Annotated in this window: 22 protein-coding genes and 3 pseudogenes; 13 read left to right on the top strand and 12 right to left on the bottom strand. The window is 71.1% G+C overall.

The window, feature by feature from the left end; all coding sequences use genetic code 11:
• Nucleotides 1-57 precede the first annotated feature (57 nt).
• Nucleotides 58-1,305, top strand: a complete 1,248-nt coding sequence (locus IE198_RS11855; RefSeq protein WP_189885557.1) for an FAD-dependent monooxygenase — start codon at nt 58-60, stop codon at nt 1,303-1,305.
• Between the two features lie 26 nt (nt 1,306-1,331).
• Nucleotides 1,332-2,237 carry a Gfo/Idh/MocA family protein gene (locus tag IE198_RS11850; RefSeq protein WP_189885555.1) on the top strand — a complete coding sequence of 302 codons (906 nt, stop codon included), beginning with the start codon at nt 1,332-1,334 and terminating at the stop codon, nt 2,235-2,237.
• Here the strand turns inward: IE198_RS11850 and lnt are convergent.
• The 7 genes and pseudogenes from lnt to IE198_RS11815 all read right to left on the bottom strand — a co-directional run bounded on the left by lnt (nt 2,161) and on the right by IE198_RS11815 (nt 8,368).
• Nucleotides 2,161-3,780 carry an apolipoprotein N-acyltransferase gene (lnt, locus tag IE198_RS11845; RefSeq protein ID WP_189885553.1) on the bottom strand — a complete coding sequence of 540 codons (1,620 nt, stop codon included), beginning with the start codon at nt 3,778-3,780 and terminating at the stop codon, nt 2,161-2,163. The two genes, IE198_RS11850 and lnt, sit on opposite strands and share 77 nt — an antisense overlap.
• A 93-nt stretch (nt 3,781-3,873) precedes the next feature.
• Nucleotides 3,874-4,338, bottom strand: coding sequence for a nuclear transport factor 2 family protein (locus tag IE198_RS11840; protein WP_189885551.1), 465 nt, complete (start codon nt 4,336-4,338; stop codon nt 3,874-3,876).
• A 524-nt stretch (nt 4,339-4,862) separates the two neighbouring features.
• Nucleotides 4,863-5,170, bottom strand: a pseudogene (locus IE198_RS11835) (DUF475 domain-containing protein); the annotation flags it as partial.
• Nucleotides 5,171-5,187: 17 nt separating this feature from the next.
• Complete coding sequence (locus IE198_RS11830; protein ID WP_189885549.1) at nt 5,188-6,351, bottom strand: methyltransferase; 1,164 nt, start codon at nt 6,349-6,351, stop codon at nt 5,188-5,190.
• 22 nt (nt 6,352-6,373) lie between these two features.
• Nucleotides 6,374-6,553, bottom strand: coding sequence for a hypothetical protein (locus tag IE198_RS11825; protein ID WP_189885547.1), 180 nt, complete (start codon nt 6,551-6,553; stop codon nt 6,374-6,376).
• A 54-nt stretch (nt 6,554-6,607) separates the two neighbouring features.
• Nucleotides 6,608-7,480 (bottom strand): undecaprenyl-diphosphate phosphatase, encoded by an 873-nt coding sequence (locus IE198_RS11820; protein ID WP_189885545.1) that lies wholly within the window; start codon nt 7,478-7,480, stop codon nt 6,608-6,610.
• Nucleotides 7,481-7,660: 180 nt separating this feature from the next.
• Entirely contained in the window at nt 7,661-8,368 is a 708-nt protein-coding gene (locus IE198_RS11815) for a TVP38/TMEM64 family protein (RefSeq protein WP_189885543.1), read from the bottom strand.
• A 49-nt stretch (nt 8,369-8,417) separates the two neighbouring features.
• Here IE198_RS11815 and IE198_RS11810 point away from each other — a divergent pair, with 49 nt between their 5' ends.
• The 5 genes from IE198_RS11810 (at nt 8,418) to IE198_RS11790 (ending at nt 13,147) form a co-directional block, all read left to right on the top strand.
• Complete coding sequence (locus IE198_RS11810) at nt 8,418-9,113, top strand: DNA alkylation repair protein (RefSeq protein WP_189885542.1); 696 nt, start codon at nt 8,418-8,420, stop codon at nt 9,111-9,113.
• 74 nt (nt 9,114-9,187) lie between these two features.
• Entirely contained in the window at nt 9,188-9,379 is a 192-nt protein-coding gene (locus tag IE198_RS11805; protein ID WP_189885540.1) for a hypothetical protein, read from the top strand.
• A 96-nt stretch (nt 9,380-9,475) separates the two neighbouring features.
• Nucleotides 9,476-10,645, top strand: a complete 1,170-nt coding sequence (gene tuf, locus IE198_RS11800; RefSeq protein ID WP_189885538.1) for an elongation factor Tu — start codon at nt 9,476-9,478, stop codon at nt 10,643-10,645.
• Nucleotides 10,646-10,693: 48 nt separating this feature from the next.
• Entirely contained in the window at nt 10,694-11,539 is an 846-nt protein-coding gene (locus tag IE198_RS11795) for a spermidine synthase (RefSeq protein ID WP_189885535.1), read from the top strand.
• A gap of 1,008 nt (nt 11,540-12,547) precedes the next feature.
• The gene (locus IE198_RS11790; protein ID WP_189885533.1) at nt 12,548-13,147 is read left to right on the top strand and encodes a hypothetical protein; all 600 of its coding nucleotides are present in this window, start codon (nt 12,548-12,550) and stop codon (nt 13,145-13,147) included.
• A gap of 93 nt (nt 13,148-13,240) precedes the next feature.
• Here IE198_RS11790 and IE198_RS11785 read toward each other — a convergent pair.
• Together IE198_RS11785 and IE198_RS11780 are read right to left on the bottom strand one after the other, a co-directional pair.
• A pseudogene (locus IE198_RS11785) lies at nt 13,241-13,488 on the bottom strand (MFS transporter); the annotation flags it as partial.
• A gap of 167 nt (nt 13,489-13,655) precedes the next feature.
• Nucleotides 13,656-14,672 carry a DUF8017 domain-containing protein gene (locus IE198_RS11780; RefSeq protein ID WP_189885531.1) on the bottom strand — a complete coding sequence of 339 codons (1,017 nt, stop codon included), beginning with the start codon at nt 14,670-14,672 and terminating at the stop codon, nt 13,656-13,658.
• Nucleotides 14,673-14,765: 93 nt separating this feature from the next.
• Here IE198_RS11780 and IE198_RS11775 point away from each other — a divergent pair, with 93 nt between their 5' ends.
• The gene (locus IE198_RS11775; protein WP_100106078.1) at nt 14,766-15,218 is read left to right on the top strand and encodes a DUF4442 domain-containing protein; all 453 of its coding nucleotides are present in this window, start codon (nt 14,766-14,768) and stop codon (nt 15,216-15,218) included.
• A gap of 154 nt (nt 15,219-15,372) precedes the next feature.
• Nucleotides 15,373-16,026 (top strand): DedA family protein, encoded by a 654-nt coding sequence (locus IE198_RS11770; RefSeq protein ID WP_189885529.1) that lies wholly within the window; start codon nt 15,373-15,375, stop codon nt 16,024-16,026.
• Between the two features lie 68 nt (nt 16,027-16,094).
• On the opposite strand, the gene IE198_RS11765 is transcribed toward IE198_RS11770, so the two are convergent.
• The gene (locus IE198_RS11765) at nt 16,095-16,625 is read right to left on the bottom strand and encodes a gamma carbonic anhydrase family protein (protein ID WP_189885527.1); all 531 of its coding nucleotides are present in this window, start codon (nt 16,623-16,625) and stop codon (nt 16,095-16,097) included.
• Nucleotides 16,626-17,041: 416 nt separating this feature from the next.
• On the opposite strand from IE198_RS11765, the gene IE198_RS11760 reads away from it, so the two are divergent.
• The gene (locus tag IE198_RS11760; RefSeq protein WP_189885525.1) at nt 17,042-17,821 is read left to right on the top strand and encodes an acyltransferase; all 780 of its coding nucleotides are present in this window, start codon (nt 17,042-17,044) and stop codon (nt 17,819-17,821) included.
• Here the strand turns inward: IE198_RS11760 and IE198_RS11755 are convergent, their stop codons facing one another.
• The gene (locus IE198_RS11755; RefSeq protein WP_189885523.1) at nt 17,822-18,688 is read right to left on the bottom strand and encodes an EamA family transporter; all 867 of its coding nucleotides are present in this window, start codon (nt 18,686-18,688) and stop codon (nt 17,822-17,824) included.
• Between the two features lie 110 nt (nt 18,689-18,798).
• On the opposite strand from IE198_RS11755, the gene IE198_RS11750 reads away from it, so the two are divergent.
• The gene (locus IE198_RS11750; RefSeq protein WP_189885521.1) at nt 18,799-19,371 is read left to right on the top strand and encodes a helix-turn-helix domain-containing protein; all 573 of its coding nucleotides are present in this window, start codon (nt 18,799-18,801) and stop codon (nt 19,369-19,371) included.
• A gap of 44 nt (nt 19,372-19,415) precedes the next feature.
• Nucleotides 19,416-19,848 (top strand): annotated as a pseudogene (locus tag IE198_RS35115) (YbaK/EbsC family protein); the annotation flags it as partial.
• Between the two features lie 32 nt (nt 19,849-19,880).
• Here the strand turns inward: IE198_RS35115 and IE198_RS11745 are convergent.
• Complete coding sequence (locus IE198_RS11745) at nt 19,881-20,288, bottom strand: CoA-binding protein (protein ID WP_189885519.1); 408 nt, start codon at nt 20,286-20,288, stop codon at nt 19,881-19,883.
• Between the two features lie 76 nt (nt 20,289-20,364).
• Here IE198_RS11745 and IE198_RS11740 point away from each other — a divergent pair, with 76 nt between their 5' ends.
• Entirely contained in the window at nt 20,365-20,991 is a 627-nt protein-coding gene (locus IE198_RS11740; protein WP_189885517.1) for a YigZ family protein, read from the top strand.
• The last annotated feature ends 9 nt before the right edge of the window (nt 20,992-21,000 follow it).

Genomic DNA, 21,000 nt, shown 5'->3' with positions numbered 1-21,000 from the left:
CACCTGTAGTAACCTGAGGGCGTCACTACGGGTGTAGTCATCAAGCGAGGAGCAGCCATGTCCGCGTCCCGTGCAGCCGCTCATGCCGTCGTCGTGGGCAGCGGAATCGGCGGACTCACCGCGGCCGTCGCCCTGCGGCAGAACGGCTGGCAGGTCACCGTCCTGGAGCAGGCGCAGTCGCTGGAGCCCGTCGGCGCGGGCATCGGGCTCGCCCCCAACTCCCAGCGCGCGCTCGACGTCATCGGCCTCGGCGACGAGATCCGCGGCCTCGCGGCATGGCAGGGCCCCGGCGGCATGCGCAACCCGTCCGGCCGCTGGCTCTCGCGCACCGACAGCACCGCCGCGGCCGAACGGTTCGGCGGGCCCCTCGTGCTCGTCCACCGCGCCACCCTGATCGACCGCATCGCCCGCCGCCTGCCCGAAGGCGCCGTCTGCACCGGCTGCCCCGGTGAACTGACCGACCCCGGGACCGCCGGCGGTCGCCGGGCCCGGGTCAGGACGCCAGACGGCGACATCGAGGCGGACCTCGTCATCGGGGCCGACGGCATCCACTCGGCCGTCCGCCGCGCCCTCTTCCCACACCACCCCGGCCCGGCCTACTCGGGCTTCACCACCTGGCGCACGGTCGTCCCCGCGCCCGAGCGGTCGTTCGAACCGCACGAGACCTGGGGCGCCGGATCGCTCTGGGGCACCCAGCCCCTCAAGGACGGCCGGAGCTACGCCTACGCCGCAGCTGTGGCACCCGCCGGCGCCCACGCCGCCGACGGTGAGAAGGCCGAACTGCTGCGCCGGTTCGGCGACTGGCACGACCCCGTACCCGGCATCATCGCCGCCGCCGAACCCGAGCGGGTGCTGCGCAACGACGTCCACCACATGATCACGCCGCTCCCGGCCTTCCACCGCGGCCGCACCGTGCTGCTCGGCGACGCGGCGCACGCCATGTCGCCGACCCTCGGCCAGGGCGGAAACCAGGCCATCGAGGACGCGATCGTCCTGGCCCACCACGCCGCCGGCACCGACCTCGGCGCCGGGCTCGCCGCCTACAGCGCCGAGCGGCTCCCGCGCACCGCGATGATCGTCAGGAAGTCCGCACGGGTCGCCCGGCTGATGTCCCTGACCGCCGCACCGGCCGTCGCCGCCCGCGACACCCTCATGTGGGCCCTCTCCCGCCTCGGCCCCGGCCTGGTGCTGCGGACCTTCGACGACATCGCCGACTGGCGTCCACCGCAGCGGACGTATGCTGCCGGAGCACAGGACGCGCACGCCGGACCGGGCGTGCACAAAGGACGACCGGCACGGCACTGACCCTGCCGGGCATGTGAGGGGGCCTTGTGAAGGTCGGCTGCATCGGTCTCGGCGACATCGCGCGGAAGGCGTACCTGCCGGTGCTCACCACCCTGCCCGGGGTCGACCTGCACCTCCAGACCCGGACGCCGGCCACCCTGGCCCGTACGGCGGAGACCCACCACATCCCCGCCGCGCGGTGCCACACAGACCTGGACTCGCTCCTCGACCAGGGTCTGGACGCCGCCTTCGTCCACGCATCCACCTCCGCCCACCCCGAGATCGTCACCCGGCTGCTCGAAGCCGGTGTCGCCACCTATGTCGACAAGCCGCTCGCCTACGAACTCGCCGACTCCCAGCGGCTGGTGGCGCTTGCGGAGGAGCGCGGCACCAGCCTCGCCGTCGGCTTCAACCGCAGGCTCGCCCCCGGCTACGCGCAGTGCCTCGAGCACCCGCGCGAGCTGATCCTCATGCAGAAGAACCGCGTCGGTCTCCCCGAGGATCCCCGCACCCTCGTTCTCGACGACTTCATCCACGTCGTCGACACCCTGCGCTTCCTCGTCCCCGGACCCGTCGACCACACCGACGTGCGGGCGCGGATCATCGACGGGCTGATGCACCACGTCGTGCTCCAGCTGTCCGGTGACGGTTTCACCGCCATCGGCACCATGAACCGGATGAGCGGCTCGGCCGAGGAGATCCTCGAGGTCTCCGGGCAGGACTCCAAGCGCGAGGTCCGCAACCTCGCGGAGATCGTCGACCACAAGGGCCAGCCGAGCGTCCGACGGCGAGGGGACTGGGTGCCGGTGGCCCGTCAGCGCGGCATCGAACAGGCGGTGCACGTCTTCCTGGACGCCGTGCGTGCCGGAAAGGTGCTCAGCGCACAGGACGCGCTGAGGACTCATGAGCTGTGCGAGCAGGTGGTTCGGCTGGCCCTGGAGCAGGCCGCCTGAGGGCCCGTACGCCGCCGGTCGCGCCCAGCGCCGCAAGCAGCGCCAGCGACCCGTACACGGGCCAGTCGCCGTACCGGACGTACAGCGTCGTGCCGGTCGCCAGCGGTACGTCGTAGACCGCCGCGTCGTCGGCGTCCGTCGAGAGCGGGGCGCCGACCGGTCCGCCGCCCGCCGCATACACGGCGCTCACCCCGGTGAGCGTGGCGTGCACCATCGGCCGGCCGCTCTCCGCCGCCCGCAGCGCCGCCAGCGACGCGTGCTGCTCGGGGGCCCAACTGTCCTGGAACGACGAGGTCGCCGACTGCGCCACCAGCAGCTGCGCGCCGTCCCGGGTCAGCCGCCTGCCCATGTCGGGGAACGCCGACTCGAAGCAGACCAGCGGTCCGAGCCGCATTCCGCCGTCGGGCAGCGACATCACCACCGGAGCCGTTCCGCGCAGCCGGTCCTCGCCCGCGGCCTTGCCGACCGAGGTGACCCAGCCCAGTACGGACCTGGCCGGGACGTACTCCCCGAACGGGACCAGCCGCATCTTGTCGTACCGGTCCCCGGTCGGTCCTTCCGGTCCGACGAGTACCGAACTCTTGTAGATCCCCGCCGGGCCGGAAGCGCCCTCGCTCCGGGCGTCCACATTGACCAGGACCGGGGCGCCGATTTCCCGGGACAGCGCGGCGAGCCGTTCGGCCAGGTCCGGCCGCCGGCCCAGGTCCGCGCCGACACTGCTCTCGCCCCAGACCACCAGGTCCGGTTCACTGCCCGCCAGTTCGCGGGTCAGCTCCTCGCCGCGGTCGAAGCGCCGCTCGGCGCTGAGCATGCCGCCGACGACCCCCGGCTGGACCACCGCGATCCGCACCCGGCCCGACTCGCGCGGCATCGGGGCCCACACCCACGCGGACGCGAGGGCCGTCGCACAGAGCACCGCGCACGCCACCGCGGGCGTGCGGGCCGACTCGACCGTCAGAAGCAGCACCGCCACCGTGTTGACGGCCAGCACCAGCAGGCTCACCAGCCAGACCCCGCCGACCGAGGCGAGCCTCAGCGCCGGTGACACCTGCCACTGGCTCGCTCCCAGCAGCCCCCAGGGGCCGCCCAGCCCCTCCCAGGAACGGACCAGCTCGATCATCAGCCAGCCCGCCGGAACGACACCGACGGCCGCCGCAGCCCGGGCCGTCTGTGGCCTGCCGCCCAGCATGCGGCGCACCAGCGCTCCCCACGGCGCCCACAGCAGCCCGAACAGCGCCGCCAGCACCAGCAGGAAGACATGGAGGCTCGGCAGCAGCCAGTGGTGCACCGCGATCATGAAGCCGGCTCCGCCGAGCCAGCCCTCGACCGCCGCACGACGGGCCGTCGGCGCGGTGCGCAGCAGAAGCATCCACGGCACCAGGGCCACATAGGCGAACCACCACAGCGACGGCTCGGGAAAGGCGAGCGCGGGCAGCGCGCCGGCGACGAGCGCGGCGGCACCGCGCGCTCTGCGCGACCCGAGGACGTGTTCGTGCCCGTCGTGCCGCGTCGTGTGCGCCCGACCGCCGACCGGAATCCGCATCCAGCGCCTCCTCGTCCGGCCTCGAGGGCCAGGAGCCGTTCATCACCAGTGTGCGCGAAGATCGGCGCCGGCGAACAGAGCGCCTCCCGAGCCTCAGCCGCCTTCCGCGGCCCCACCCGTGCCCGTACGCCGCCATTTCTCCTCGATCACCACGGACCGCAACCGCCAGCCCTCCGCCGTACGCGTCAGAGCGAAGCGGTAGCGGCCGCCCGACTCGAAGTCCTCGCCCGACCCGGTCCGCATCGGGTTGACGTAGTCCGCCCGCACCTCCGCACTGTCGCCCGGGGACCCGTCCAGGTCCTCGACGCTCACCCGCCTGTTGACGATGAGGTGCTGGCGTACGGGGAAGCGGCGCATCGTCCCCGCGAGCCACTGAGCGACCTCGGCGGCTGGGCCCTCGATGCCGCCGGACGCGCGGTAGTCGGCCCGGCCCCCTGCGGTGAACAGTGCTCGGTAGGCGTCCCAGTCGCCGTCGTCGACGGCCGCCGCGTAACCGGTGACCACGTCGTCGAGGGCGAGTCTGTCCATCACGGTCGCGAGATCCACGCGCTGCGTCATCGGCTCAGTGTCGGTGAGGCGGCGTTCCAGGCAAAGAGCTGTGCATGCCCGTCACTCGCCGGTGCCCGCAACCGGCCGTACTCCGCCCATGCGCTCCTCGTCGCTGATCGGGGAACACTCGGGCCCGGACGCCCGCTGACGCCCCGTGGACCGGCTCGGCCTCGCCGCGCCCACCGCCGAACCAAGCCGGCGTTGACGGCCGGGACGGCCCCCTCCGGTGGCGCGGATGCTGAGCAAGTCGATGGTCCATCGGGATCAGTCCGGTTCTCCGCGCTTCATCGCGTCATCGAGGAGGACGCGATGAAGCCGGCCGGACCACGGTCGCGGTTCGCTGAGCCGAGCGCCGGTCGACGGTTGCGCGGCAGGAACGAACACCGGTGGGCGCCGCCGCCGGATACAGCTTCCCGGGGCCACCAACACGGTCGGTCGGAACTCGGTCGTGTGGCTCCACCACGACCGAGCTGATGGGGCGCTCAGCGGATCTGCGGGGTGTCGAGGCAGGGCGGCTCACGGCAGGGGACGGCTCACACGGCAGTCGCCACCCAGAACTCCTCGCCGGAGTTCTCGTCCGAGGCCGCCACGGCCCGGTTGCGTCGCACCGAGGACCAGAACGAGCAGGCGATCAGGGCGACACCCAGGAGGCCGGTGACGACCTCGTTGATGTGCCACTTGATCCTCACGAGCAGCAGCACGGCCAGGGCGCCCATGGCGTAGTGCGCACCGTGCTCGAGGTAGAGGTAGTCGTCGAGGGTGCCCCGGCGGACCAGGTAGACCGTCAGCGATCGGACGCGCCGATGCCGAGGCCCAGCGCCATCCAGAAGATGTCGTCGGTGGGCGACGGCCCCTCTCTCAGCGCCTTACGGCCCTGAGCACCACGAACTTCGGGTCGCTCGCGACCACTTCGCAGTTGCCGAAGAACCGCTTCAGCCGTACGTGGTAGCCGAGGTGACGGTTGCCGACGACCCACAGCTCGCCACCGGAACGCAGCGCGCGGCGTGCGTCGGCGAACATCCGCCGCGCCGCCGTGTCGGTCGTCGCCCGGTGCGAGTGGAACGGCGGATTGTTCAGGACCAGGTCCACCGAGCCGTCCGCGAGCCCGGACAGACCGTCGCCGACCAGGAACTCCGCCGTCCCCGACGGCACGTTGTCACCGAACGTGGCCTCCGCGGAGGCCACCGCCGAGTACGACTCGTCCGTGAACGTCACGACCGCCTCCGGATTGGCCAGCGCCGCCGCCGTACCGACCACGCCGTTTCCGCAGCCCAGGTCCACGACCCTCTCGTGGCCCCGGCGCCGCGGCAGATGGCGCAGGAAGAAGCGGGTGCCGATGTCGAGGCGCTCCGCGCAGAAGATCCCGGCGTGATTGGTCACGGTCCGGCCCGCGAGGACGCCGGTGTCCGGCGGCAGGGCGTACCGCAGCGGCCACGGGCTCGGCGCCCGGGGGAGACCCGGGTCGGGGGTGCAGAGGATCAGCCGGGCCTTCTTCACCGCGAGCGACGTCCTGGTCGGCCCGAGGATGCGCTCGAACAGCTTGAGCGTGGACGTGTGGATCTCCGTGACCATGCCCGTACCGACGACGACGGTGCCGGCGTGCACGGCCGGCGCCAGGCGGTGCAGCTGGTCCTCCAGCAGCGCGAGACTCTTCGGCACCCGGACCAGAAGCACGTCGATGCGCTCCGGCGGGTCCTGCCTCGCGGTGAGAAGCCGCACGGATCCGGGGTCGACGCCGTTGCGGTCGAGATTGACGCGGGTCGCCTGCTGCCCGAGGAACGAGTCGGAGATCTGGGTGACCGGTCCGGCCCCGTGCGCTGCGAGCGAGGTCACCAGCGCGCCCCACCGGTCGCCGACGACGGCCACCGTGCCCGACAGGTCCGTCGGCGGGGCATCGTCGTCGCCGTGCAGATGCCGCAGCAGATACTCGTCGGCGGCGTCCCAGGCGCGAAGTGTGTCGCGCGGGTCCTCGGGAAAGCGGGCGAGCCGGTAGGCGCCCCATGACGTGGTCAAACGGTTCATCGTGCGCCCAGGCTAGCCGGTGCTACGCGGCGGGCCGTACGTCCTCGCGTGCCGCAGCGGCCCACTCCACCACCAGTGCCTCGTACTCCGGGCGCCGGTCCTCGGGCAGCGCGCCGTCGGCCCACAGCTCTCGGATCCGGGCGTTCAGCTCGGACGCGGACAACAAGGTTTCGGATTCAGACTCGCGGGGAAAGGGGGACATGTTCTTCAGGCTACGGCCTCGGTCCGGCGCCCGTCCTCCCCGCGAACCGGCGGCTCAGCCGCCCGACTCACCCGCGTGCGGGCTCAGCACACCCGCCCCCACCAGGACGAACAGCAGAACTCCGAGCAGAATCCGGTAGATCACGAACGGCATGAAGCTCTTCGTAGTGATGAATTTCATGAACCAGGCGATCACCGCGTAGCCCACACCGAAGGCGATGAACGTGGCGAAGATCGTCGGCCCCCAGGACACATGGCCCTCGCCCGCCTCGGTCAGCTCGAACAGCCCGGAGGCCAGCACGGCCGGGATCGCCAGCAGGAACGAGTAACGGGCCGCCGCCTCTCGGGTGTAGCCCATCAGCAGACCGCCGCTGATGGTCGCACCGGACCGGGAGACGCCCGGGATCAGGGCCATCGCCTGGCAGACGCCGAAGACCAGACCGTCCCGCACGCTCAGGTCCTTGAGCGTCTTGCGCTCCTTGACCACCCGGTGCCGGCCGCCCGCCTCGTCGCGTGCGGCCAGCCGGTCCGCGATGCCGAGGACGATGCCCATGCCGATCAGGGTCGTCGCGATGAGCCGCAGATCACGGAACGGGCCCTCGATCTGGTCCTTGAGTGTGACGCCGAGCACACCGATCGGGATGGAACCGATGATCACCAGCCAGCCCATCTGGGCGTCGTGGTCGCCGCGCATCGCCTTGTCGGTGAGCGAGCGGAACCAGGCGGACAGGATCCTCCCGATGTCCTTGCGGAAGTAGATGAGGACGGCCGTCTCCGTGCCGATCTGGGTGATCGCGGTGAACGCGGCTCCCGGGTCGTGCCAGCCGGCGAAAGCGGCGGTGAGCCGCAGATGCGCGCTGGAGGAGATGGGAAGGAACTCCGTCAGCCCCTGGACGAGCCCGAGGATGAATGATTCGAACCAAGACATGAAAGCTACGCCACCCAAAGGCTGGTCACGGTCTGTCAGGCGCGCGCGAAGGCACATGACCCGTGAGATACGACTCACGTACGTCATCGGGCCGGCGCCGGGTGGCAGCGTAGCGTCCCGAAATGAAGGGCTCGCGGCAGGCCCTGCCGCTCCGGCCCCTGGGGAGCTCGTGGATGCAGGTCAGCTCTCGGCGCCGCGCAGCCGGTGGCGCTTGGCCCAGGCGACCGCCGCGGCCGCCAGCCCCGTCACCACGATGAATCCCATCGCGATCAGGAACGCCGGCGACGTCGGGGAGCCGGCCCGGCTGCCGGCGACCACGTACGCCGCCGTGTTGGGGATCGAGCCGAGCCCGGTCGCCAGCAGAAAGGGCAGACAGCCCATGCGGGAGACGGCCGCGCAGTAGTTGGCGGCGGCGAACGGCACGCCCGGGAACAACCGGATCGCCAGCATGGAACGGAAACCGTGCCGGCTGAGCTGCCCGTCGACCGCCTTCAGCACCCGCCCCCGCAGCAGCGGCCGCAGCGCGTCCTGCCCGAGCAACCGGCCCAGAGTGAAAGCGATTCCGGCGCCCAGCACCGTGCCGGCGATCGCCGCCACGAGCCCGGCCTGCGAACCGAACAGCGCCCCGGCAGCCAGATTGAGGATCGGCCGGGGCACGAACGCGGCCGTGCAGACCCCGTACCCGACGCCGAACAGGACCACGGCCGCCGCACCGCTCAACTGCGGCCAGCCCGCGGAGAGCAGTCTCTGCGGTTCGTAGATCACCACCGTCACGGCGGCGGAGGCGAGCAGCACCGCGAGAAGGGACAACCGCGACCAGGGCGAGAACAGGGCCCTGGTGCAGCGGACGGTGAGACCGGATGCCGGCCTGGGGACGAGGTCGAGCATCCGGGGAGACTAACCGACACCTGCGTGTGATCGCCGTAATGTGTGCCGTATGACGCATGCCGTACCGCGCAGCGATCTCGCCGACACCGTCATGGAACGGCTCGTGGCCGTCTGTCCGGCCGCTGGGGACGCCGACAGGGCCGCGCAGGCCGCCGCGTACATGAAAGGCGTTGCTCCCTTCCTCGGTGTCCCCGCACCCGAACGCCGGGCACTGTCCCGTACGGTCCTCGCCGGCACGCCCCGGCCCGACGAGGCCGACTGCACGGCCGTCGCGCTGCGCTGCTGGGCGCTGCCCGAGCGGGAGTACCACTACTTCGCAGCCGACTATCTGCGCCGCCACGTCGGCCGCTGCTCCTCCGGCTTCCTTCCCGTGGCGCACCGGCTGATCACCACCGTTCCCTGGTGGGACACCGTCGATGTGCTCGCCGTGCATGTCGTCGGACCGCTGGTGGCCGCCGATCCGGCGCTCGGATCGGTCATGGACGCATGGATCGACGACGACAGATGGGTCGCCCGCACGGCCCTTCTCCACCAGCTGCGCTTCCGGGGCGCGACGGACAGTGGAAGGCTGTTCGACCACTGTCTCCGCAGGGCGGACCACCCGGACTTCTTCATCCGCAAGGCGATCGGCTGGGCGCTGCGGGAGTACTCCAGGACCGACCCGGACGCGGTACGGGACTTCGTCGACGGAGCGCGGGACCGGCTGTCACCGCTGTCCGTGCGCGAGGCGCTGAAGCACCTCTGACAGCGCGCCGTCCCCAAGTGACGTACCGGGAAAAACCATTCGACGCCGTGCGGGGCATGGGCGATCATCGACGCATGTTCCGGTACGCCTTCCTCGCAGCGTGGTCCGCAGTCGCGGACGCGCCGAAGGCTGCCGTTCCCGCAGCGGAGGGTGCCGCAACTGCCGTTGCCGCAGTCTCCGTCGGCGCCACAGCCGCCGGCGCGGCCGCCACCGCTTTCGCAGCGGCCGCGGCCGCCGGGGCACCCCTCGACGGCGCCCGAAGCTGACTCTTCCCGGATCGTCCGTGGACCCCGCAGGGGGAGGGTCGGCCAGGCCCAGGGGTCCCGACGAGCTGCCGAGTTCCGGGAAGGAACGACTTCGCCATGCCCAAGACGGCTTACGTGCGGACCAAGCCGCACCTCAACATCGGCACCATGGGGCACGTCGACCACGGCAAGACGACGCTGACCGCCGCCATCACCAAGGTCCTCAGCGAGCGCGGGAACGGCACGTTCGTGCCGTTCGACCGCATCGACCGGGCGCCGGAGGAGGCCAGTCGCGGCATCACCATCAACATCGCGCACGTCGAGTACGAGACCGACACCCGCCACTACGCCCACGTGGACATGCCGGGCCACGCCGACTACGTGAAGAACATGGTCACCGGCGCCGCGCAGCTCGACGGGGCGATCCTCGTCGTCTCCGCACTCGACGGCGTCATGCCGCAGACCGCGGAGCACGTCCTGCTGGCCCGCCAGGTCGGCGTCGACCACGTCGTCGTCGCCCTCAACAAGGCCGACGCGGGCGACGACGAGCTGACCGACCTCGTGGAGCTCGAGGTCCGTGATCTGCTCACCGCGCACGGGTACGGCGGCGACGCCGCGCCGGTGGTGCGGGTCTCCGGCCTGCGGGCCCTCGAGGGCGACCCGCGCTGGACCGCCGCGATCGAGGCACTGCTCGACGCCGTCGACACGTATGTGCCGATGCCGGTCAGGTACACCGACGCACCGTTCCTGCTGCCGGTGGAGAACGTCCTCACCATCACCGGGCGCGGAACCGTCGTCACCGGCGCCGTCGAGCGGGGCACCGTACGCATCGGTGACCGGGTCCAGGTGCTCGGCGCGGACACCGAGACGGTGGTGACCGGCCTGGAGACCTTCGGCAAGTCGATGGAGTCCGCGGAGGCGGGGGACAACGTGGCCCTGCTGCTGCGCGGTGTCCACCGCGACCAGGTCCGGCGCGGCCATGTCGTCGCCGCCCCCGGCAGCGTCGCGCCGAGCCGGCGCTTCAGGGCGCAGGTGTACGTGCTCTCGGCCCGCGAGGGCGGCCGGGCCACGCCGGTCGCCACCGGCTACCGGCCGCAGTTCTACATCCGCACCGCGGACGTCGTCGGCGACATCGACCTCGGCGAAGCGGCTGTGGCACGCCCCGGCGACACGGTCTCGCTGACCGTCGAGCTCGGCCGGGAGGTACCGCTGGAGCCGGGGCTCGGCTTCGCGATCCGCGAGGGCGGTCGCACGGTGGGTGCGGGGACGGTGACGGCCGTGCTGTGACACGGCGCCGTGAGGTGACCGTGATGCGCGGGGCGGGACAATGGGCGGGTGAACGAGCCCGTCCCCGTCCTGCGCGCCGTCGACGGCGGCATCGCCAAGCTCATGCCCGACGTCGACCGGGACCGTGCCTGGCTGCTGACCGTCGACGGCGCACCGCAGTCGTACGTCGACCTCGACGATCCGACGCACCTCGAATTCGAGTACGCGCGCAGGCTTGGCCATGTCGTCGATTGCGCCGCGGAGGAAGGGGCGCCGCTGTCCGTGCTCCACCTCGGGGGCGGGGCCCTCACCCTGCCCCGCTACGTCGCGGCGACCCGTCCCGGGTCGCGGCAGGACGTCGTCGAGGCCGACGCCGGGCTCGTCGCCCTGGTCGCGGAACATCTGCCGCTGCCGGACGGCTCCGGGATCACCGTGCACCAGGCCGACGCGCGGGCCTGGGTGGATGCCGCGCCCCCCGACTCCGTGGACCTGATCGTCGCCGACGTCTTCGGCGGCTCGCGGGTCCCCGCCCACCTGACCACGGTCGGTTACGCGCGAGCCGCCGAGCGGGTACTGCGGCCGTCCGGCGTCTACGCGGCAAACCTCGCCGACGGCGCGCCGTTCACCTTCCTCGGTTCACAACTGGCCACCTTCGCGGAGGTGTTCGTGGAACTGGCGCTGATCGCCGAACCGTCGGTGCTGCGGGGCCGCCGCTTCGGCAACGCGGTGCTGCTGGCGTCCCGCTCACCGCTCGCCACAGGGGCGCTGGCGCGACGGACGGCGTCGGACGCGTTTCCGGCGCGGGTCGAGGAGGGTGCCGGGGTGGCGCGGCTGCGGGGGGACGCGGTGCCGGTCGACGACGCGTCGGCGAAGCCGTCGCCGGAGCCGCCGGAGGGGGCGTTCACGGTGAGCTGAGGGTCGCGCCTGCGGCGGGCGTGTGCCCCACCCCGTCACCCTTCCCGAAACCGGGGCAAGCCCCGGGCCCGTACCGCGCTTCGCGCGGTGTCCTCAATCTCCCCTACGGCCTGGCGGCCGGAGATGCCCCCAGACAGGCTTGATTTCGCTGCGCCAGATCAGCCTCGCCGACGTTTGAGGCGCGGGGGTCCTGTGTGGGTCCTCCACTCCGCCGGCGTCGGGGGGAGGAGCCCCCGGAACACCGCGCGAAGCGCGGTACGGCTCCGGGCGGAGCCCGGTTTCGGGAAGGGGCGGGGAGCGAGGGGGGAACGCCCGCCGCAGGCGCCCCCGCGCCCCGCGCCGGCCCCTACCCCCGCGGCGCCGCTTCCCCGGACAGAAGGGGTGTCACCGAGCGGCGGCGACGAGTCCTCATCCGCGACCCCGATGGACAGCCACTGCGGCCACACCAGTGCACGTCGATACGACGGGAGCCGCCAGAACGGCGCGCAGTAAAGCCCGCCTCACCCTGGGAGTCGCCGCCGCCCGCACCGGCGACAGAGAAGAAGCCACAGGCATGGGCCCCCAGCCCTCGAAGCCGACCGCAAGTACCTCCCATCCCTCCTTTCGGTCGCTGACGAGCTGGACAAGGAACTGCGCTCCCGGTACCCGCCCGAGGTGGCGACACGCGACTTTCACGAGCGAGTCACAATCATCAAACGAGGCGCAGCCAGGCCGGACCTCCCCTTCTGAAACGCTCCTATGTGAGATCGAAAGGAATTCACCCAATGAGGTGAAGCAGCCCCAAGCGGGTTGCGGATAGTAGCGGATAAATGGAAGCGTCAGCTTCGATCAGTCCACCGGGGAGGGGAATTGACGCATCGAGCGCGCAGAAATGCTCAGCTTCGACTGGCCAGGCGCCCAGGTAGAGTTCGAGTTCGGGAAACACCGCCCGATTCGCCTTGGTGGCGCCGGATCAACTTTGCAGGGTGGGCCACCGGCATCGGAGCCGCTGTCGGCATTGGCACCTTGATGTTCACTGGCGTCGCCACGTACTACGGGGCCAGGGTCGCCGAAGAGCAACTGCAGCAGTCCAGGGAGGAAGCAGAGCGATCGATGCGCTCCCAAGCCGCACAGGTGGCCTACTGGGTGGAAGAAACGCAAGGCCCGACTCGCATACATTTCGCGAATCAGTCACCCAACCCAATCTCGGAAGTGCTGCTGGAATTTTACTTGGCAGAGATACGAACGGAAGCGGGTAAGCGCCCAATCTATGAGCGAGTGAACTTTTTCGTAACGCTCGAAAGTGTGGCCCCCTGCGCCGAAGTGACCTTTGATGCAAGGGATATGAAACGGCACCCTGATAGCGGCATGCCGGTGAAACTCGCCCATCTGGACGGGTCCTTCACCGTGCGATATGCGGCCTTCAAGGATCGTGAGGGCAGCTATTGGGTTCGTGATGATACTGGTCTTGCTCGTGCGAAAAGTAAGAGCGAAGCCTTCCTCGCGAACCTGGTCCGTCCCACGGCACCCGCTGGCACGGTTACCCGAGAATGGAGCGGGTCGGTCAAGTCAAGACCGACGGAGAAGCCTGCTCGGGCGTGCGAGGCGACGACCACGCCTGGGCTCTGACTTTTGGGCAATCCGGTTTCGCTAATTCTTCCCCGAAATATCCTCTTGGGGTGAGAGGCAGGAAGACGCAGAGGCTGAAGAGGATACGTTTGTCCGCGGCTCACCCGCGAGGACCGCGAACACGAGCAGCGCCTGTGAGACACAGTTCAGGGCGTTCGCGGCGACCATCGCCCGGCGCCTCGGCACCCTGTCGGCGATCGCGCCCCAGATGAGCAGGAACAGCACGAGCGGGAGTGTGCGGGTGGCGGGCCGACGTCGCCGCCGGCCTGGAGGACGGCTAACGCCGCCGCGATCAGCGCACCATGGCTTCCCAGGTTGGTGATGATCACGACGGCGGTCAGCGGTGTGTAGTTGCGGTCCGCCCATTCGGGGCGGCGCGAGCGCGTCGGTGCGCGGCGGCGGGAGGTGCCACCCGAGGACTGTTCCCGCTTCCGTGCCGACTCGCCAAACGGTTTGTCGAAGGTCGGGCGTGGCCCGTCACCGAGTGGAACGCGGTTCGGTCCGCGGTCTAGCCGGCCAGCCGTACCGTGCTGAGGATCTGCTGGATCGTCGCGTCCGGCACCTCGTCCGGCACGCCCGTGTTGGAGTACAGCACCCAGCTGGCGAAGTCACCCTTGGCGTTCTTGAAGCTGAACGCGATCGACTTGCCGTCGGTCTCGCACTTGTTCTCCTTCTTGACGCCCTTGGCCGTGGCGATGGCGACGCTGCCCTTGAGGCCGGACTTCGTCGTGTAGTCCTTGGCCGGACTCACCTTCACGGTGCCCTTGGGCTCGGTCTGGGCGAAGGCGGCCCACACCCAGTTCCCGGCCTCGTTCGTGGCGGCCTCCGCCGTGTTCTTGGCGCCCTTGCCGCCCTTGGTGCCGGTGCTGGCCAGGCCGTAGTCCTCTTCTGTGCCGTCCTTGTCGGCGTCGATGAGGCACCACTCGCTCTTCAGGTGGGCAGGAGCGGACATCATGACCACGGCGGAGCCGTCGCCCTTCTTCTCGTCCTCGAAGCCGGTGGCCGTGCCGGAGCTCTCGACCTCCCATTCGGCCGGAACGTCGAACTGCGTGCCGTGCTTGGGGTTGGTGACGACCTTCCAGCCGGCGATGGTGGGCTTGTCGGCCGCGCCATCGCGCGGGTTCTCCGTCGGTGACGGAGCGGGGGCCTCCGAGGCCTCCGACTTCTCCGGCTCGGCCGGCTTCGAGGCGGCGACGTCGGCGCTCTTGTCGGACGTCTTGTCGTCGTCCGGCAGGACGATCACGCCCGTCACGACCGCGGTCGCGACCACGGCGGTGGCGGCGACGATCGCGACGATCGTCGTCTTCTTCTTCTCGTCGCGGGGCGGCTGCGGCGCCCCGGGCATCTGGCCGGGCACGGCGTACTGCGGCGCGGTCGGCTGCTGGTACGGGTTGGGCTGCTGGTACCCCGGCTGCTGGTATCCCGGCTGCTGATACGGATTCGGCTGCTGGTACCCCGGCTGCTGGTACGGGTTCTGGTCCTGCGGGTTCTGCTCGCCCCCGGGCGGCTGCTGTCCTGGCCACATGGCGAGTAACCATAGAGGTGCGGGCCGGGCACTTCCACGGCCGGGCCCCGCAGGGGATGGCCAAGGGGAGCTACTCGTGGGTAACATCGCGCCATGAGCGCAGACCAGATGTCCATCGGCGAGTTGCTTACCGCCACCGTCCCCATGGTCAGGACCCTCAAGCTGGAGTACCTGGAGACCACGGCCGAGCGAGCGGTACTCCGCCTGCCCGACGACCCCGAGTACCACAACCATGTCGGCGGCCCGCACGCCGGAGCGATGTTCACCCTGGCCGAGTCCGCCAGCGGTGCCGTCGTCCTGGCCGCCTTCGGCGACCAGCTCGGCCGCGCCGTGCCGCTCCCGGTCAAGGCGGAGACCAGCTACAAGAAGCTCGCCAAGGGCGTCCTCACCGCGACCGCGACGCTCGGCCGCCCCGTCGCCGACGTCGTGAAGGAACTGGACGCCGGAGAGCGCCCCGAGTTCCCCGTAACGGTCGCCATCCAGCGCGCCGACGGTGCCGTGACCGGCGAGATGCACATCGTCTGGACCCTGCGCCCCAACAGCTGAGCAGCAGGCCACGGACCGGGCCGCCCCGGCACCCCCGAGGTGACGAGGCGGCCCTCGCACATCGCGGCGCAAGGAAACGAGCAGGTAGGCTGCCCGTCGTGCGCCGAGGGGCGCACGACGGGCGACGGCCCGGCGACATCGGGAGGAAGCGGCGTTGCACGTCCAGGAGTGGCTCGAGACCGTCCCGGCGGTCAGCATCTACGTCCTGGTGGGGGTGGTCATCGGGCTCGAGAGCCTCGGTATCCCGCTGCCCGGCGAAATCATCCTCGTCAGCTCGGCGCTCCTCGCCTCCCAGCACGGCGACATCGATCCGTACGTCCTCGGCGCCTGCGCGACGGCGGGCGCCATCATCGGCGACTCGATCGGGTACGCCATCGGCCGCAGGGGCGGCCGGCCGCTGCTCGCCCGGCTCGGCGGCAGGTTCCCCAAGCATTTCGGCGAGGCGCAGATCGCGATGGCCGAGCGGTCGTTCCAGAAGTGGGGCATGTGGGCCGTCTTCTTCGGCCGCTTCGTCGCCCTGCTGAGGATCTTCGCCGGGCCGCTCGCGGGTGTGCTGCGGATGCCGTACTGGAAGTTCGCCGTCGCCAATGTCCTCGGCGGCATCCTGTGGGCGGGCGGCACGACGGCGGTCATCTACTCCGTCGGCGTCGTCGCGGAGGCCTGGCTCAAGCGCTTCTCCTGGCTGGGGCTCGTCCTCGCGGTGCTGATCGGTGTCACGTCGATGCTGGTGCTCAAGAGCCGCGCGAAGAAGGTGGCGGCGCAGTCCGGTTCTGCCCCTGCGGCCGAGCCGGTCCCCGTAACGGACTGAGCCTTCGCAAACTGTCGTCACGGACTGACCCGTCGCCGGCCGCGGCCGCGGCCGGCGGGCAGGGTCCCTCAGCCCTTGTGCGCCTCGCGGTGCTGCGCCGCCAGGTCCAGATACACCGCCGCGTTGAGCTTGATGCCCTCCTGCTCCTCCTGCGTCAGCTCGCGCCGTACCTTCGCGGGCACCCCCGCGACCAGGGAACCCGGCGGCACCTGCATGCCCTGCGGTACCAGTGCCTGAGCCGCGATCAGGGAACCGGCGCCGATGTGCGCGCCGTTGAGGACCGTGGCGCCCATGCCGACGAGGACGTCGTCCTCGACGGTGCAGCCGTGGAGGATCGCGTTGTGGCCGACCGAGACGCGTTCGCCGACGGTGACGGGGAACCCGGGATCGCTGTGAACGGTGCAGTTGTCCTGGATGTTGCTGCCGGCGCCGATCGTGATCGGCCCACAGTCGGCGCGCAGCACCGTCTGGTACCAGACACTCGCGCCCGCGTCGAGCGTGACCTCACCCATCACCACCGACGTCGGGGCGGCGAACGCCTCCGGATCGACACGGGGTTCCCTGCCGCCCACACCCGCAACCAATGCCCGCTCCGTCATGCCCGCTCCCTCTTGACTCCCACCGGCGTTCACCGGTCCTCGCCGGTGTGCACCGGCCGTCGCGCCTGCCTGCACGGTATGCCCCCGGCTGCCGCGGCATGCGGCGGGGTGCCCGGTGCACGCCGGGCACCGCGCCGCCCTGCGCCCCCTTGCCCTCGCTTCCCTCTCAGTGACCCGTCAACAGCCTTCCGTACGGTGCCCGTTGCCGAACGAGGGAGCGTCATGGCCACGCGTCGCACGTCCCCGGCCTCCTGTCGCCCGAGTTCGGTGGCGGCGAGAGGGTTCTTCACCCATGGGCCCACACATCCGCCCGTGCGCTTCACACCGGTCGGCGGCTGCGCGGCGGACGGCGCTTGGGGCGAACGTCACAGCACGTCAGGGCCGTCGCGCCCGGTGCGGCCGACTACCGTGTGCGAGTGCCGAAGAGCAGGAACACCACGTCGTCGGCGGCCGCCTGGCGCCGCCGCGTCCTCACGCGGGCCGTGCACCGCGCGTGGCAGTGGGTGCAGGACACGGGGGCCGTCACGGCGGAGCGTCCGGGGCGGCTGCGGTTCCGGAGGATCGGGACCGGCACCCGGCTGGCCTTCCCCCAGGGAACCGTTTTCGGTGAACCGTGGATCGAGCTGGGCGCGCACTGCATCATCGCCGAACAGGTGACCCTCACCGCCGGGATGATGCCCGGTCTGGACCTCGGGCCCGACACCGTGCTGACCCTGGGCGACGGTGTGGTCCTCGGGCGCGGCAGCCATGTCATCGCCGACACCCGGGTGACCATCGGCTCCGACACGTACTGCGGTCCTTACGTCTACATCACCTCGACGAACCACAGTTACGACGATCCGCACGAACCGGTCGGCAAGCAGTGGCCGCGTACCGACCCGGTCGAGATCGGGCCCGGCTGCTGGCTGGGGACGGGGGCGGTGATCCTTCCGGGCGCCCGGCTGGGCCGGAATGTCGTCGTGGCGGCGGGCGCGGTCGTGCGGGGAGAGGTGCCCGACCACTCGGTGGTGGCGGGTGCTCCCGCCCGGGTCGTACGGCGGTGGGACGAGGAGGGCGGCTGGCAGCCGCCGCTGCGTACGCCCGCGCCGGTGCCGATTCCGGAAGGGGTCACCCCGGAGCAGCTCCTCGCACTCGCGGAGCTCGACGAGGAGTTGTCGGAGCCGGTGGAGGCCCGGGTCGAGCTCGAGGAGCGCTGATCAGCCGCTCGCCAGCAGGACCGTGCCCACCAGCGCCAGTCCGGCGCCCGCGGCCTGCACGCTGCGCAGCCGCTCCTTGAGGACGATCAGCGCCGCGAGGACGGTCACCACCGGGTACAGGTTCGCGAGCACCGCAGCCACCGTGACGGGTCCGTTCTGCGCGGCGATCGAGTACGTGCCGTTGGCGGCGACGTCCGCGAGGCCCACGAAGGCGAGCGCCGGCAGCGAACGCAGCACGGTGCGCATGCCGCCGTCCTCGGGCAGGGCCGGGCCGCCGCGCTTCACCGACACGTACAGGGCGGCTCCGCCGACGGCGACATTGGTGACACGCTGCACGAAAAGCGCGAGGAACAGCCCGGTGAGCGTGGTAGACGCCTCGGCGATCAGGGCCAGTACGGCGCCGAAGCCGAAGGCCGCGACGAGCGTGAGCAGGACCGCCTGGCGCTGCACAGGGGCGCCGCGCAGCTCGGGGCCGCCCGCCAGGACGATACCGGCCGCGGCCACGGCGATGCCCGCGAACTGCAGCAGGCCCGGCCGCTCGCCCAGCAGCAGTCCGACACCGACGGGCACGGCGACACCGAGCGACCCGAGCGGTGACACCACTCCCATGGGGCCGAGCGCGAGCGCCTTGTAGAAGCACAGCATCGCCACCGGTCCCACGGCGCCGGCCGCCACGGCGTACCAGAGCTGCGGGCCCGCCTGGGAGAAGCCGCCGGTGGCGACGACGACGGCACCGAGGACCAGCACCGCGACGGACTGGGAGGCTACGACCACGGTGAGCGCGGGCGTACGTCGCGTGAGCAGCCCGCCGCCGAAGTCGGCCAGTCCCCAGAGCAGGCTGGTGGCCAGGGCGAAGAGTGCGGTCATGCGTGCCTCGCAGTACAGTGTGGTGAACGATTTGGTGCACCACACGGTAGTGCAATTTACTAAACTCTGTCATCCAGAATATTGGACGGCGCCGGACTCCTGGACGGAATGTGTCGGACCTCGACCAGCTCACCCAGTCGCTCGCCCGCAACCTCAAGCACTGGCGCGGCGAACGAGGGTTCACCCTGGACGCCCTCGCGGCCCGCTCCGGCGTCAGCCGCGGAATGATCATCCAGATCGAGCAGGCGCGCACAAATCCCAGCGTGGGGACGACGGTGAAGCTCGCCGACGCCCTCGGCGTCAGCATCACCACGCTCCTCGACTACGAGCAGGGCCCGCAGGTCCGCCTGGTCCCGCCGGAGCAGGCCGTCCGGATGTGGGCCACCTCCACCGGCAGTTCCACCACCCTCCTCGTCGGCAACGAGCGAGGCGGACCGCTGGAGCTGTGGTCATGGCGGCTGATGCCCGGCGACGAGAGCGCCTCCGACCCCCACCCGGACGGCACGACGGAACTGCTGCACGTCACCACCGGCGAACTGACCCTCGTCGTCGACGGGCAGCCCCACCCCGTACCGGCCGGCACCTCGGCCACCTTCGAGGCGAACGTGCCGCACGCCTACCGCAACGACGGTGAGGAGATCGTCGAAGTGATGATGGCGGTCTCCGTCCCGCCCGTGCGCTGAGACGTCCGACCGCCGCCGGGGACAGTGGTGTTGGCGTGCGCGACATGCGCGCACCCATCGGCGACTTCGACAGAGCCACCCCCGCACCCGACTGCCTCGACCCTCTCGTCGCGCCCGTCGCGGCGGCCGTGCGCGGCCGGCGCGGTGACGTCCCCGCCGATCGGCTCGTCCACGTCGACACCGACCCGGAGATCGCCGACACCGCCGCCTTCGCGGAGCGCTACGGCCGCAAAGTGCTGGAACGGTCCGCCAACGGCGTCGTCGTGGCCGGCAAGCGCGGCGGCGGGACCACGTTCGCCGCATGCCTCGTGCTGTCCCACACCCGCGTCGACGTCGACGGCGCCGTCCGTAAGCAACTCGGCGTGCGCAAGGCCTCTTCTCCGTCGATGGAGACCGCGACCGGTGAGAGCGGCACGCGGCAAGCCGATCCTGCCGGGCAAGGCGTTCTTCGCCCTGCCCGGCGCGGTGGTCGTCGATCGGCGTCCGAGGCCGCTGTCTGCCGACCGGGTTCAGCCGAGCCGCGGGATCTCGATCGCCGGGCACCGGTCCATGACCATGTCCAGACCGGCCGCCCGGGTGCGCTCGTACGCCGCCTCGTCGATCACACCGAGCTGGAACCAGACGGCCTTCGCGCCGACGGCGACCGCCTCGTCGGCCACCTCGCCGGCCAGGCGGGAGTTCACGAACACGTCCACGACGTCCACCTCGAACGGGATGTCGGCGAGGCTTGCGTACCCCTGCTCCCCGTGGACCGTCTCCGCCTTCGGATGCACCGGCACGATGCGCTTGCCGTAGCGCTGGAGCACCTCGGCCACGCCGTGAGCCGCGCGGGCCTCGTTGTTGGACAGGCCGACCACCGCCCAGGTGTCACCCGTGGCCGTCAGAATCCTGCGGATCGTCTCTGCGTCTGCGTACATGCCGGGAGAACGGGCCGCAGGTCCGTGGGATTCCCCGGTGGAACATCCCGGTCGGGACGGCGCATAGGGTGGCCGGATGCAGGAGCAGTACCGGACGGTCGCCGGCGAGGGCGTCCACGAGACCGAGATCAACCGATCGCGCTTCATCTGCGCGCTCGCCCCCGCCGCCACCGAGGAGGAGGCTCAGGCGTTCGTCGCCCGCATCCGCAAGGAACACCCGACCGCCACCCACAACTGCTTCGCCTACGTCGTCGGCGCCGACGCCGCCGTGCAGAAGGCCAGTGACGACGGGGAACCAGGAGGCACTGCGGGGGTGCCCATGCTGCAGATGCTGATGCGGCGCGAGATCCGGTACGCCGTCGCCGTCGTCACCCGGTACTACGGCGGCGTCAAGCTCGGCGCGGGCGGGCTGATCAGGGCGTACGGGGGAGTGGTCGGCGAGGCCCTCGACGCGATCGGCACCGTCACCCGCAAGCGGTTCCGGCTCGCCACCGTCACCGTCGATCACCAGCGCGCCGGGAAGCTGGAGAACGACCTGCGCGCGACGGGCCGTCACGTGCGCGAGGTGGGCTACGCGGACGCCGTCAGGATCGAGATCGGACTGCCGGACTCCGACGTCGACTCCTTCCGGGCGTGGCTGGCCGACGTCACCGCGGGCACGGCCCGGCTGGAACTGGGGGGCGAGGCGTACGGAGATGCGTGAAGCCGCCCG

It is taken from the genome of Streptomyces xantholiticus, from assembly GCF_014651015.1.
GTDB classification, from domain to species: domain Bacteria; phylum Actinomycetota; class Actinomycetes; order Streptomycetales; family Streptomycetaceae; genus Streptomyces; species Streptomyces xantholiticus.
This window is presented reverse-complemented; position numbering and strand designations above follow the sequence as displayed.